Source organism: Variovorax sp. GW821-FHT06D12 (genome assembly GCF_059419205.1).
The window spans coordinates 1,194,251-1,207,105 of the sequence record NZ_JBWKRI010000001.1 but is presented as its reverse complement, the minus strand read 5'-3'; the positions used below and the strand labels follow the sequence as shown (position 1 = coordinate 1,207,105).

At 68.1% G+C, this 12,855-nt stretch carries 12 protein-coding genes; 6 read left to right on the top strand and 6 right to left on the bottom strand.

Going from position 1 to position 12,855, the window contains the following annotated elements:
- The 5 genes from AC07SQ_RS05460 to AC07SQ_RS05440 are packed head-to-tail and all read left to right on the top strand — an operon-like array spanning position 1 to position 5,036.
- On the top strand, positions 1 to 2,133 hold the full coding sequence (locus tag AC07SQ_RS05460) for an acetate--CoA ligase family protein (protein ID WP_495270494.1): 2,133 nt from the start codon (positions 1 to 3) through the stop codon (positions 2,131 to 2,133).
- Positions 2,130 to 2,888 (top strand): SDR family NAD(P)-dependent oxidoreductase, encoded by a 759-nt coding sequence (locus AC07SQ_RS05455; RefSeq protein ID WP_495270495.1) that lies wholly within the window; start codon positions 2,130 to 2,132, stop codon positions 2,886 to 2,888. Before AC07SQ_RS05460 ends, AC07SQ_RS05455 begins: the two co-directional genes overlap by 4 nt.
- The gene (locus tag AC07SQ_RS05450) at positions 2,885 to 3,265 is read left to right on the top strand and encodes a VOC family protein (protein ID WP_062473411.1); all 381 of its coding nucleotides are present in this window, start codon (positions 2,885 to 2,887) and stop codon (positions 3,263 to 3,265) included. Before AC07SQ_RS05455 ends, AC07SQ_RS05450 begins: the two co-directional genes overlap by 4 nt.
- The gene (locus AC07SQ_RS05445) at positions 3,262 to 3,807 is read left to right on the top strand and encodes a nuclear transport factor 2 family protein (RefSeq protein WP_495270496.1); all 546 of its coding nucleotides are present in this window, start codon (positions 3,262 to 3,264) and stop codon (positions 3,805 to 3,807) included. Before AC07SQ_RS05450 ends, AC07SQ_RS05445 begins: the two co-directional genes overlap by 4 nt.
- Complete coding sequence (locus AC07SQ_RS05440) at positions 3,807 to 5,036, top strand: SDR family NAD(P)-dependent oxidoreductase (RefSeq protein WP_495270497.1); 1,230 nt, start codon at positions 3,807 to 3,809, stop codon at positions 5,034 to 5,036. Before AC07SQ_RS05445 ends, AC07SQ_RS05440 begins: the two co-directional genes overlap by 1 nt.
- A gap of 34 nt (positions 5,037 to 5,070) precedes the next feature.
- Here AC07SQ_RS05440 and AC07SQ_RS05435 read toward each other — a convergent pair whose 3' ends face one another.
- The 5 genes from AC07SQ_RS05435 to AC07SQ_RS05415 all read right to left on the bottom strand — a co-directional run bounded on the left by AC07SQ_RS05435 (position 5,071) and on the right by AC07SQ_RS05415 (position 10,323).
- Positions 5,071 to 6,537, bottom strand: coding sequence for an amidohydrolase family protein (locus tag AC07SQ_RS05435; protein ID WP_495270498.1), 1,467 nt, complete (start codon positions 6,535 to 6,537; stop codon positions 5,071 to 5,073).
- A 52-nt stretch (positions 6,538 to 6,589) separates the two neighbouring features.
- A complete protein-coding gene (locus AC07SQ_RS05430) occupies positions 6,590 to 7,351 on the bottom strand; it encodes a sulfite exporter TauE/SafE family protein (RefSeq protein ID WP_495270834.1) in 762 nt (253 codons plus the stop codon).
- Between the two features lie 2 nt (positions 7,352 to 7,353).
- On the bottom strand, positions 7,354 to 8,604 hold the full coding sequence (locus AC07SQ_RS05425) for an MFS transporter (protein ID WP_495270499.1): 1,251 nt from the start codon (positions 8,602 to 8,604) through the stop codon (positions 7,354 to 7,356).
- Between the two features lie 83 nt (positions 8,605 to 8,687).
- Entirely contained in the window at positions 8,688 to 9,566 is an 879-nt protein-coding gene (locus AC07SQ_RS05420; RefSeq protein ID WP_495270500.1) for a polysaccharide deacetylase family protein, read from the bottom strand.
- Between the two features lie 25 nt (positions 9,567 to 9,591).
- Positions 9,592 to 10,323 carry a fumarylacetoacetate hydrolase family protein gene (locus AC07SQ_RS05415; RefSeq protein WP_495270501.1) on the bottom strand — a complete coding sequence of 244 codons (732 nt, stop codon included), beginning with the start codon at positions 10,321 to 10,323 and terminating at the stop codon, positions 9,592 to 9,594.
- A 122-nt stretch (positions 10,324 to 10,445) separates the two neighbouring features.
- On the opposite strand from AC07SQ_RS05415, the gene AC07SQ_RS05410 reads away from it, so the two are divergent.
- On the top strand, positions 10,446 to 11,423 hold the full coding sequence (locus AC07SQ_RS05410) for an AraC family transcriptional regulator (RefSeq protein WP_255221086.1): 978 nt from the start codon (positions 10,446 to 10,448) through the stop codon (positions 11,421 to 11,423).
- Between the two features lie 182 nt (positions 11,424 to 11,605).
- Here AC07SQ_RS05410 and AC07SQ_RS05405 read toward each other — a convergent pair whose 3' ends face one another.
- Positions 11,606 to 12,766, bottom strand: coding sequence for an acyl-CoA dehydrogenase family protein (locus AC07SQ_RS05405; RefSeq protein WP_495270502.1), 1,161 nt, complete (start codon positions 12,764 to 12,766; stop codon positions 11,606 to 11,608).
- Between the last annotated feature and the right edge of the window lie 89 nt (positions 12,767 to 12,855).

The window sequence follows — 12,855 nt, the reverse complement described above, 5'->3', positions numbered from 1 at the left end:
ATGCCGGTCGTGGAAGTGGGGCGCGGCATGGACGCGCTGTTCAAGCCGCGCTCGATCGCCATCTTCGGAGCGTCGGACGACGTCACCAAGATCGGCGGCCGGCCCCTGCAGTTCCTGCAGAAGTACGGCTACGCGGGCGGCATCTATCCGATCAACCGCAAGGCGGGCCTCGTGCAGTCGCTGCCGGCCTATGCAAACCTGGACGACGTGCCCGAAGTGCCCGAGCTGGCCGTGGTCGCCGTGCCGCCAGCGGGCGTGCTCGACGCGGTGAAGGACTGCGCCCGGCGCGGCGTGAAAGCCGCGGTCATCCTGTCGGCGGGATTTTCCGAGATGGGCGAAGAGGGCAGCCGCCTGCAGGCGCAGATCGGCGATGTCGCCCGCGCCACCGGCCTGCGCGTGGTCGGCCCCAATTGCCTGGGCGCGATCGGCGTGCCCGACAAGAGCATCGCCACCTTCTCGGTGGCGCTGGAGTCGTCCTTTCCCGTCGCCGGCCCGGTGGGCATCGTCTCGCAAAGCGGCAACCTGGGCAGCTTCACCCTGCGCCTGGCCGGCGAGCGCGGCCTGGGCATCAGCCGCATGCTGACCACGGGCAACGAATGCGACGTGGACATCGCCGATGCCATCGCCTCACTGGCGGCCGACCCCGGCACGCGGGTGATCCTTTGCTGCATGGAAACCTGCCGCGACGGCGCCAAGCTGACGCAGGCCATGGCCATGGCCCGCGAGGCGGGCAAGCCGCTGGTGGTGTTGAAGGTGGGCGCCTCGGAGGCCGGCAGCGAGGCGGCGGCCTCGCACACCGGCGCGCTGGCCTGTTCCGACGCCGTGTTCGATGCCGTGCTGCGCAACGGCGGCGCCATCCGTGTGCCCAGCATCGAGCAGTTGCTCGAAGTCGGCCATGCGCTGTCGGTCGTCGGTCCTGCGCATGTGCCCGGTGGCCATCGCGTGGCCGTGCTCACGGCCTCCGGCGGCTTCGGCGTGCTGCTGGCCGATGCGGCCAGCGCGCAAGGCCTGGCGCTGCCCAAGCTCGCCGCGCAGACGCAGGAACGCATCCTGTCGGTCGTGCCCTTCGCCGCGCCCTCCAATCCGGTGGACATGACGGCACAGGTGTCGAGCCGGCCCGAAGTCCTGGCCCAGATGCTCGATGCCGTGGCGCGCGACGCCAGTTGCGATGCGCTGATCCTGCAGTCGGCCAATGCCTTCCATGTGCCCCGGCTGCGTGATGTGTTTCTTGCCGCGCTGGAACAGGTGCGCAAGGACCATCCTTCGCGCCTGATCCTCCTGTGCGCCCGCGCGCCGCAGGAGGTGCGGGCCACGCTCAACGCGATGGGTTTCCCTGTGGTCGAAGGCATCGACGCGGCCTGCGCGACGGTGGCGGCACTGCTGCGCTTCGGCGCGCGCGACACCGCACGGGCGGCAGCGCCGGCCATCGAGCGCGTGCCGTTGGCCGCGCAGGCCTTCGCCACCGAAGCGAGCGCCAAGGCCGTGCTGGCCGAAGCCGGCCTGCCCGTGCCGCGGGAGGCGATTGCCGCCAACCGCGACGAGGCGCTCGCCGCGGCGCGCGCAATGGGCTTTCCGCTGGTGCTCAAGATCGTCTCGCCAGACATCGCCCACAAGACCGAGGTCGGCGGCGTGTTCGTCGGCGTGCGGTCCGAAGCGCAACTGCTCGAGGAGTACGACCAGCTGCTCGCGCGCGTGGCGCAGAAGGCGCCCGGGGCCCGCATCGCCGGCGTGCTCGTCGCGCAGATGGTGCAGGGCGGCGTCGAGCTGATTCTGGGTACCAAGAAGGACCCCATGTTCGGCCCGATGGTGATGGTCGGCCTGGGCGGCATCTTTGCCGAGATCTTCAAGGACGTGGCGCTGCAGCCGGCGCCCGTGGACGAGGCGCAAGCCACCGCCATGCTGCAGTCGCTCAAGGCCTTCCCGCTGCTCGACGGCGCGCGCGGCCGGCCCAAGGCCGATGTGCCGGCGGCGGCGAAGGCCATCGCGGCGCTGTCGCGGTTTGCCGTGCGCCATGTCGACAGCGTGTCCGAGATCGATATCAATCCCTTGGTGGTGCTGGACCAGGGGCGCGGCGCGCATGCGCTGGACGCCTTGCTGGTGCCCGAGCCACCCCTCACGAAAGCCCAACCATGACGATGTCTCTTTCAGGCCGAGCGGCCTTCATCAGCGGCGCCGGCCACGGCATCGGTCGCGCCACCGCCCGCGCCATGGCCCGCCTGGGCGCCACGGTCGGCATCAACGACCTCAAGCCCGAGTTCGTGGAAGAGGCCGTGGCCGAGATCCGCGCGCTGGGCGGCCAGGCCATCGGACTGCCCTGCGATGTGTCGACGCGCGAAGGCATGCGTGAGGCCGTGGCGCAGTTCACGCGCGACGCGGGACGGCTCGACATCATGGTCAACAACGCCGCCTGGGTGCGCTACCAGCCGCTCGCCGAGATCACGCCCGAGGTCATGGACCGCATGGTGGAGATCGGCTTCAAGTCGGTGATCTGGGGCATCCAGGCCGCCGCGGAGGTCATGGACCCGCAGCGCGGCGGCTCGATCATCAACGTGGCGTCCATCGCGGCCTTCAAGTCGCCGATGCGCTCGGTGGTCTACAGCGGCATCAAGGCCGGCGTGCTGGGCATCACCCGGGCATCGGCGGCCGACCTGGGCGCGCGCAACATCCGCGTGAACGCGGTCGCGCCCGGTGCCGTGCCCACCGAGGGCACGGCCAAGCATCGCAACGCCGAACTCGATGCCCGGCGCATCGGGCGCACACCGCTGGGCCGCCTGGGCACGGTGGAGGACATCGCCGACGCCATTTGCTTCCTGGCCGGCGACGGCTCGCGTTTCTTCAATGCGGATGTGCTGCGCCTGGACGGCGGCGCTTCGGAGACCTCGCTGTGAGCGGCGCCGTTGCATCGCCCAAGCGCGTGCAGAACGTGTTCGTCGTGGCGAAGGAGCCGGCCCGCCTGCATGCCTTCTACGAAGGTGCGCTCGGCCTGCCGATGAAGTTTCGCGATGGCGACCGCTGGATCCAGTACGGCGTGGGCAACACCAACGTGGCCCTGGCCTGTCTTGAAGAGGCCGCACCCGCGACCAGCGGGCTGGTGATGGTGCTGGAGGTGGACGACTTCGAGGGCGCGCAGGAACGCATCGTTGCCGCCGGCGGGCAGGTCCTGGGCCTGCGCGACATGGGCGACCACGGGGCCGTGCTGTCGCTGCGCGATCCCGAGGGCAACCTGGTGCAGCTCTTTCGGCGCGCCGCGCCCACTGCTGCATGAGTACACCCGAGCCGATGCCGGCGGCCTTGCAGTCGCTGCTGGACCGCGAGGCGATTCGCGACTGTCTGCTGCGCTACTGCCGAGGGATCGACCGCTGCGACGAGGCCGCCTTGCGTTCGGCCTACTGGGAGGACGCCACGGATTGCCACGGCGCGTGGAACGGCAGTGCTGACGGCTTCATCGCGCAGGCGCTGCCCAGGTTGCGGCAAGGCGGACGCCGCGTCCACCAGATCACCAACGTGCTGATCGAGCTGCATGGTGAGGTGGCTGTGGTGGAAAGCAGCTTCTTCGCGCTGCAGGCCACGGCCACGCAGCCCGAGCGCGAGACCTTTCTTTGCGGTCGCTACGTGGACCGTTTCGAGCGTCGCGGTGTCGAGTGGCGCGTGGCCGCGCGGACCGTGGTCTACGACTGGATCGAGGAGCGCACACGGCCCGAGCTGACGCAGGACGACGCCACGCTGTTCGGCGTGCGCCAGCCGGTCGGCAGGGCAGCGCCGCACGACGCCGTGTATGCGTTGTTGCGGGACGTGCGCGGCACCTGATGCCCACCGTTCTGCTCACCGGCGCCGCTGCAGGCATCGGCCGCGCCACGGCGTTGGCCCTGGCGCGCGCAGGATGGCGCTGCGTTCTGGTCGACGCCGAAGCGGCGGCGCTGCAGCGCCTCGAAGCCGCCTGGCCGGCCGACGCCGCGCCACCGATGCGCCTCGTGGCCGACCTGACGGACGCGGCCCGGATCGAGCGCCTGGGGCACGAGATTCCGCCGCTCGATGCATTGATCAACAACGCGGGCCTGTCGGCCGGTGGCGCAGAGGCCACGTCGGGCCATGACGACGGCTCGGCGGCTCGCCTTCTCGCGCTCAACCTGGCCGCGCCGGCGCGCATGGTGCAGGCCTGTGCGCCGCACCTGCGGCCCGGGGCGCGCATCGTCAACGTGGCGTCCGGTGCAGGCCTGCGCGCCATTCCGTGGCGCGGTCTCTACAGCCCCAGCAAGGCTGGATTGATCGCGCAGAGCCGCGCGTTGGCGCAAGCCCGGCCCGACTGGACGGTGACCACGCTGGCACCGGGCTTCGTGCGAACCGAACTCGTGCAGCGCCTGATCGACGGCGGCCGGCTGAATCCGGCGCAGGCGGTGTCGAAGATCCCCATGGGCCGGATGGCCGAGCCCGAGGACATGGCGCACGCGTTGTGCTTCCTGGCCAGCCCCGGCGCGTGCGTGCTCACCGGACAACTGCTGGTGCTCGACGGTGGCTCGTCGGTGTGCGGAGGCAGCCAGCCGCTGCCGGCTTGCGCGCATCTGCCTCTTCCGTTCGATGCGCCCTTGCGCCCGCATGTCGAGTCCGTGCGCGAGCCGGCCTGGCATGCCGCGCTGGCCGTGTGGGTGCGTGCGCATGCAGGCCACTCCGACCGCGCGGGCTGTCCGGCAGTCATCGACGCGCGCGCGCTGGAGGCACAGCCCGGCACGCGGCTCGATGCCGTGCTCGATGCGGCGCGCTGCTTTCGGTCGAGCCACGCTGCGTTGGCCAGCCTCACGCTGCTGCTGCCGGTGCCCGAACCGGGGCTCGATTGGCCACTGGCCGGCGACGCCGATGCGGCCCGCATGCTGGTGGCCACGCTGGCCGCCGAATGGGGCGCGCACGGGCTGCGCATCAATGCGCTGGAGCTGTCGCACGGCCTGGTGCCACAGGCCTGCCTGCCGCTGCTCGACTACGTGGCCGGCCCGCGCGCGCAGTTTCTGACCGGGCAGGTGCTGAGGCTCGGCACCGGGCATTGAGTTCCTGCGCCGCGTGCGAATGGCCGCAGGAGCTTCAGGCCTTCAGGGCCTCGCTCGCCGCAGCGCGAATCCGGTCCGCCGATTGCCGCGCGCGCCGCATGATGCTGCGTGTGTCGTAGGCCAGCAGCCGGCCGTTGCGCTTCACGATGCGCCCGTCGACCATGACGGTGTCGACGTTGGCGGCGCTGCCGCTTTGCACGATGGCGGTCTCGACGTTGCCGACCGGGCCCATGTTCAGGTCCTGTGTGCGCACCAGGATGAGGTCGGCGCGCTTGCCTTCGGTGATCGAGCCGGTGACGTCGCCCAGCCCCATCGCGATGGCGCCGTTGAGGGTCGCCATCTCGATCGCCTCGGACACGCCGACCGCCTTCGACTGCGCGCTGGGCGTGCCGGCCCATGGCACGCCCAGGTTCCAGGTGAAGCGCATCGCCTCGAACATGTCGGGCGGCGCGATGGAGGTCGCATCGCTCGACAACGAAATGGTCAGGCCTGCGTTGCGCATCGCGAAGAGCGCGGCACGTGCATCGCCGGTACCGCTGAGCCGCAGTTCGGAATGCGTGGCAAAGGACAACGGCGTTTTCGTGCGCGCCATGGCCGCCAGGTCGGCCGTGCTGGCGGGCACGTAGTGCGCGAGCATGAAATCCGGGCCCAGGTAGCCGCGCCGTTCGTAGTCGACGGCATCGACGTTGTTGGGGGCCTCCTGCGGTGCGTGGATCGCGACGGGCAATCCGCTGGCCTTGGCGGACTTCATCTCTTCGTGGAACACGGCGTCGGTGCTTTGCTGCGGGCCGCGCAGGTTCAGCCCCAGGTGCACCAGTCCGTCGAAAGGCGAACGCTCGCCGAACCACTCGCGCCGCACGCGCGCCAGGTCGTCGTAGCGGTTGAGTTCGTCGGCGGGCATCTTGTCGACGTGGCCGTAGGCGTAGCGGGCGCGCAGCAGCGCGTGCTGGTGCGCACGCAGCTCGGCATCGGCATGGGCGGGGGAGCGTGTGTTGTGCGACCAGTTGTGCACGGTGGTCGTGCCGCCGTTCGCCAGCTCGGCGCAGCCCAGCATCACGCTGTTGTAGAAGTCGTCAGGCGTGTACAGGGTCGAGGTCGCGTTCTTGGCGGGGTAATACGAGAAGCCGCCGTCGCGCGCGGTGAAGCTGCGCCCGATGGCGCTCCACATGTGATAGTGCGAATTGACGAAGCCCGGCATGACGATCATGTCGGTCGCATCGATGATCTCCGCGCCAGCCGGTGCGCTCAGGCCGCGCCCGATCTTCTCGATCACGCCGTTGCGGACCCACACGTCGGCGCGCGGCAGCACGCCTTTGGCGCGGTCGACCGTGATGACCGCGCCGTTGCGGATCAGGTAATTGCCGCGTCGAAGGCCGGGCGATGCGGGCGCACGTGCTGTGCGGGCCGACACCGACGCCGAGCCGACGAGCGCCGGCGCACCGGTGGCGGCGACCATCAAGGCGCCGACAAAACGGGTGAAGTCTCTCTTGGTTGTTTTCATGGGTCGACCGAGTGATTGAAGTGACGGAAAGAAGAAAGAAACGAAAGCCCGTTCAATACGCCTTGAGAAGAAAGGCCGCCGTCATCGCCAGCCCCGTCAGCACGACGAAGCCGCGCACCACCTCGGGCTTCAGTCGCCGTGCGAGCATGCCGCCGGCATAGCCACCGACCGTGGCACCGAGGGCCATCCACAGCGCGTGCGTCCAGACGATCGCGCCGCTGGCCGCGTAGATGGCGACGGCGATCAGCGTCAGGATCGCGGACACGAAGTTCTTGATGCCGTTCATGCGCCCCATGTCCGTGTGCCCCAGCGCACCGAGCACAGCGAGCAGCAGGATGCCGAGGCCACCGTTGAAGTAGCCGCCATAGACGGCGACTGCGGCGATGCCCAGGTCGGCGAGCCACCGGCCTCGTGGCTTGTGGTTGTTGTCGGCGGCGGCGAGCCTTCGGCGCACCAGGCCGGGCCCGATCGCGAAGAGCAGCGTCGCGGCCAGCAGAAGCCACGGCACGATGCGGGCAAAGGCATGGTTCGACGTCGACAGCAGCAACGCCGCACCGCCCGCGCCGCCGAGCACCGACAGCACGCCCAACCGCAGGAGCGAAGGCGACATTGGCCCAGACAGTTCCTTGCGCAATGCCCAGGCGCCGGCCAGGTAGCCCGGCAGCAGCGCGGCGGTTCCGGTGGCGTTGGCCGACACCAGCGGCACGCCGACCATCGCCAGTGCCGGCAGGGTCAGAAAACTGCCGCCGCCCGCCACGGCATTGAGTGCGCCGGCCAGGGCCGCGGCGCCGCCGAGCAGTGCCCCGTCGAGCAGCATCACGGCTTGCGTGCCGGCAGCGACATGCGGTCGGTGTGCAGCAGCAGCGTGAGCAGCACGCCGACAGCCGCCAGCAGCGTGATCTGCACCAGCCCGGCCGTGCTCCAGCCGAAGCGCGAGGCGATGCCGCCGATGACGAAGCCCGCGACTGCACCCGCGCCGTACAGCGTGGTGACGAACACGCCCGTGGCGCGGCTCGTGAGCGAGGCATGCACCGCCTTGATGTGATACCCCGCCAGATTCACGTACAGCACGCCGCTCACCACGAAACCCCACGCGAAGGACAGCGCCGACTGCACCACGATGTCGGTGGGGCCCGAGAACATCAGGAAGCCCAGCAGGCCGGTGCCCATGAAGCTCGCCGAGAGCACGAGCTTGGGATGGAAGCGGTCGCCGAGCCAGCCGCCGAAGATCGATGCGAAAACACCGAAACCGAAGATGCTCATCACGCGGCCGGTGTCCGACGGCGTGTAGTGCAGGTGCTCGCGCAGGAAGGTCGGGTACATGCCCAGGTAGCCGTAGATGCAGAGCCCGCCGATGACGCTCATGCCGGTCAGCAGGGCCGTGTTGCGGTTCCATAGGGTGGTGGCGCCGCGCTGGTCGGTGCGCCCGCCGGTGGCCGCCACGTTCTCGGTCATGCGCTTGCTCACGGTGAGTGCGATCACCGCCATGGCCGCGAAGCCCGCGACGCCGAACACGATGAGCGGCAGGCGCCAATCGCGCTCGACGCCGATCAGGTGGCCGCCGAGCAGCGGCCCCAGGATCGCGCCGATGCCGAAAGAGAAGTTGATGGCGCCCACGGCGGTGGCCCGGTAGCGCGCGAAGTAGCTCGCGGCAATGGCGATCACCACCGTCAGTTGCATCGCTTCGCCGATGCCGGTGACGGCCCGGTAGACGATCATGTCGGCGAAGCCGTACGAGTAGGCCGCCAGCAGCGTACCCAGCGAGAAGATTGCAATGCCGATCTGCAACACCGTCTTGCGCGACAGTCGCGCCAGCAGATAGCCGGTCGGAATGCCGGCCACGGCCATGCCCAGCGTGAAGATGGTGGACAGCAAACCGGTGTCTGCCAGGCTGAAGCCGAACTCCTTGCGCACGTCCGCGGCGATGAGCGGAAAGATCTGCCGGTCCATCGCGTTGAGCGCGTACGAGGCGAGCAGCACCAGGAACATGCCGATCTCCAGTGCGGTGATGGGCGCCTCGCGGCGCGCGCCACCGGCCGGGGAAATGACCGAGGTTGAGGAATGCACGTGTTGTCTCCTTCTCGTCGAGCGAGAAATCTGTTTGTTTTTCGTTCGTTGCACGGGGTCGCCGGCGCTGTGCCGGCGAAGGTTCATGCAGCGGGGCTTGCCGCGCCGTACCAGTCGAGGATCTGCTCGCCGGTCATGAAGGCCACGTCCTCATGCCGCTGGATGTGCGTCAGCGCTTCGCGGAAGTAGCGCAGGCGGTGCGGCGCGCCCATGATGTAGGGGTGCACCACCAGCGCCATGACGCGGGCCGAGTCTTTCGCGTCTGCGTAGAGCTGTTCGAACTGGTCGATGGCGCGGTCGCGGTACTCGCTGGCCTTGTGGTGCTGGATCAGCATCATCGCCACGTCGTTGCATTCCTGCGTGTAGGGCACGTTCACGATCGTGCCGCCGTCGCGTGTCTTCAGCCGCACCGGCTGGTCGTCGAGCACCCAGTCGCACACGTACTCGTAGCCCTGCTCGGCCAGGATGTCGGGCGTGTGCCAGGTCTCGGTGAGCCCCGGGCCGAGCCAGCCGCGCGGGCGCTTGCCGGTGTAGGCGCGAATGGCCTCGGTGGTCTTGGCGATGTCCTCGACCTCGTCGGGGACCTTTTGCATGTTGCGCTGCCCGAAGCCGTGGCCGATGAACTCCCACTGACGTTCCTTTGCCGCCTTGGCGATGGGCTCGTAGGCGCCGATGGCCGACCCGTTGATGGCGAGCGTGGCGTTGATGCCGAGCGCGTCGATCACTTCGAGCATGCGCCAGAAGCCGACGCGGTTGCCGTACTCGTGCCAGGCCCAGTTCGGGATGTCGGGCATCGGCGAACCGCCGGCCGGTGGTGTGAGCACGGTGCGGGGCATGGTCTCGTCGATGTTCCATTCCTCGACGTTGACGATCACCCAGACAGCCAGTCGTTTGCCGCCGGGCAACTTCAGTGCGGGGCGATCCGCGATGGACGAGTACGAGATGCGTTCGAGTGGTTTCATGGTGTCTCCGTGTGCTGTTGCGGGCTCAGACGATCTCGACCTGCAGGGGCGCGAGCCCGTCGATGCGGCCGGTGAGCTTGTCGCCGCGCTGCACCGGGCCGACCCCTTCCGGCGTGCCAGTGAAGATCAGGTCGCCGGGCAGCAGGCGGTATTGCTTGGACAGCTCGCTGACGATCTCGTGGACATTCCAGATCATCTTTTCGAGCACCGAGTCTTGCCGCACCGCGCCGTTGACCGAGAGGTTGAGTGTTCCCGAGCGGATGTGCCCGACCTTCGCCACCGGATGGATCGGGCCGCAGGGCGCCGAGTGGTCGAACGACTTGCCCTGTTCCCACGGCAGGCCGCGCTTGTTGCATTCGCGCTGGCGGTCACGCCGGGTCATGTCCAGGCCCGCAGCGTAGCCAAAGACGTGGTCCAGCGCGGTGTCGGGCGACACGTTCGATGCATCGCTGCCGATGGCCACGACGAGTTCGAACTCGAACTGGAAGTCGTCCGTCAGCGTGGGGTAGGGCACGCGCCCGTCGGTCACCACCGAGTCGGACGGCTTCTGGAAGAAGAACGGCGGATCGCGTTCGTCGCCTTCCTTCATCTCCCGGATGTGGGCCAGGTAGTTGCGGCCCACGCAGTAGACGCGGCGCACGGGAAAACGCTGGTCGCTGTCCACGATGTCGATGGAAACGGGCAGGACTTGCAGGGCGTCGGTATTTGCGGGGACATTGGTCGCTTGCGCGAGCTCGGCCGTCGGTTGGGGGGACATGGGTTTGTCTCTCTGGAAGGTTTGGAAAGGAGTGGCTAGAGTCTAGGAACGAGGCCTTCTCACCTCAACGCGCAGGCTTGCGCAAAGATATGCAATCCTTGCGATCTTGAGATCAGCTCTTCATGCCACCCACGCCTTCCCCCGACGAATTCGTGCCGCCGCCCCGCGCCGGCGCCGCGCGTGCCGCCATCAGCAACTACACGATGGCGGCGCGGGCACAGCGCGCCTATTTCGGCATTCATGACCAGAGCAACTGCCTGCCGAATCCGGTGCCGCACCGGCACGAGTACTTCCAGATCTACGTCAACACGCGGGGCGAGACCACGCACTACATCGGCGGGAATCAGCGCGCCATCGGTGCCGGCACGGTGAGCTTCGTGCTGCCCTTTCTGGTTCATTACATTCCGAACGCGGCCGACGGCGTGTTTCATGTGATCAACATCAGCAAGGACTACCTGCTGCCGTCGCTGGACCTCGACGTGTTCGAGCTGTCGGAGGTGCCGTTGTCACGCGCGCCCGAGCTTGCGCCGTTCCGGTTCCAGCATTGCCTGGATTTCCGCTTCGATGAAACCGAGACCCACCAGCTCCAAGCGCTGTGCGAACACATGGCGCAGGAAGCGCAGCGGCCGCCGGGCGAAGACACCGCCAGCCACCTGCTGATTCGCAGCCATCTGCTTCACCTGATCGGCATGGTGTGGCGGCGCTACGGCGAGGAGTTTCGCAACTGCGAGGCGCAGGGGATGGCCCTGCAGTCGTACCGGCCGGCGGTGCTGCGCTGCATCCGCTACATCAGCCGCAACCTCGCGCAGGAGCTGACGTTGGGCGATGCGGCGCATGCGAGCCATGTGTCGCCCACGCATCTGGCCCACCTGCTGAAGAGCGAAACGGGCAAGACCTTCCTGGAGCTGGTGACCGAACGCCGGATCGAGCGCGCCAAGACGCTGCTGGTCTTTACCGGCGCCTCTGCGGCGGAGATCGGTGAAAGCACCGGTTTCGGAGAGCCGACGCAGTTCGCGCGCCGGTTCGGGCAGATCGTGGGGGCGACGCCTTCTGCGTACCGGCGGCAATTTCAGCGAGGAGGGAATCGGACGTGGGACTGACGGCGCGATGCTCCCAGTAGCAATCAGGCTCTCGAGCTTGACGTCGGTGGCTGCGAGTCCGACGTTGGCATTCGTTGCATGGCAGTCCTTCGCGTACGGCGGCTCCAGACGGGTTGCTGACACTCAACCTGGCCCACCCGAGTCTCCGCTTCCACTTGTGTTGCAGCCCCAGCCTGGCTTCTTCAAAACGAGCGCGGCAGACCGAGCAAATGTTCCGCGACATACGCGAGGATCAGGTTGGTCGAGATCGGCGCCACCTGGTAGAGCCGGGTCTCCCGGAATTTGCGTTCGACGTCGTACTCGTTGGCAAAGCCGAAGCCGCCATGGAACTGCAGGCACGCATTGGCGGCTTCCCAGCTGGCCTTGGCGGCCAGGTACTTCGCCATGTTCGCTTCCGCGCCGCAAGGCTGTCGGGCGTCGAAAAGCGCGCAGGCACGCCAGCGCATGAGATCGGCGGCTTCCACTTCGATGTGGCTCTCGGCAATCGGGAATTGCACGCCCTGGTTCTGACCGATGGGGCGGCCGAACACGACACGGTCCTTCACATACCCGGTCACGCGGTCGATGAACCACTTGCCGTCGCCGATGCATTCCGCGGCAATCAGCGTGCGCTCTGCGTTAAGCCCGTCGAGGATGTAGCGAAAGCCCTGGCCTTCCTCGCCGATCAGGTGGTCCGCCGGAATCTCCAGGTTTTCGATGAACAGCTCATTGGTCTCGTGGTTCACCATGTTCGCGATCGGCTGCACGGTCAGGCCGTTGCCGATGGCCTGGTGCAGGTCGACCAGAAAGATCGACATGCCTTCGGATTTCTTCTTCACCTCGGCCAGCGGCGTGGTGCGCGCCAAGAGGATCATCAGGTCGGAGTGCTGCACGCGCGAGATCCACACCTTCTGCCCGTTGACGACATAGGTGTCGCCCTTGCGCACGGCGGTGGTCTTGATCTTCGTGGTGTCGGTGCCGGTGGTGGGCTCGGTCACGCCCATCGACTGAAGCCGCAGTTCACCACTGGCGATCCTTGGCAGGTAGCGGCTTTTCTGCGCCTCGCTGCCGTGGCGCAACAGCGTGCCCATGTTGTACATCTGGCCGTGGCAGGCGCCGGAGTTGCCGCCGCAGCGGTTGATCTCCTCCATGATCACCGAGGCTTCCGCGAGCCCGAGGCCGGAACCGCCGTAGGACTGCGGGATCAGCGCTGCCAGCCAGCCCGCGGCAGTCAGTGCATCGACAAAGGCTTCGGGGTAAGCGCGTTGCTCGTCGATCTTGCGGTGGTATTCGTCGGGAAACTCGGCGCACAGCGCACGCACGGCGTCGCGGATGTCCTGGTAGTTGTCGGAAGAATGGTTCATGGTGTATCTCGATGGCAGGGTGAGTGGGGCATCGGCCGTGCGAGCGCGCGCATCCCTTGCGGCCACGGGGGCGCAATGAACGACCGATG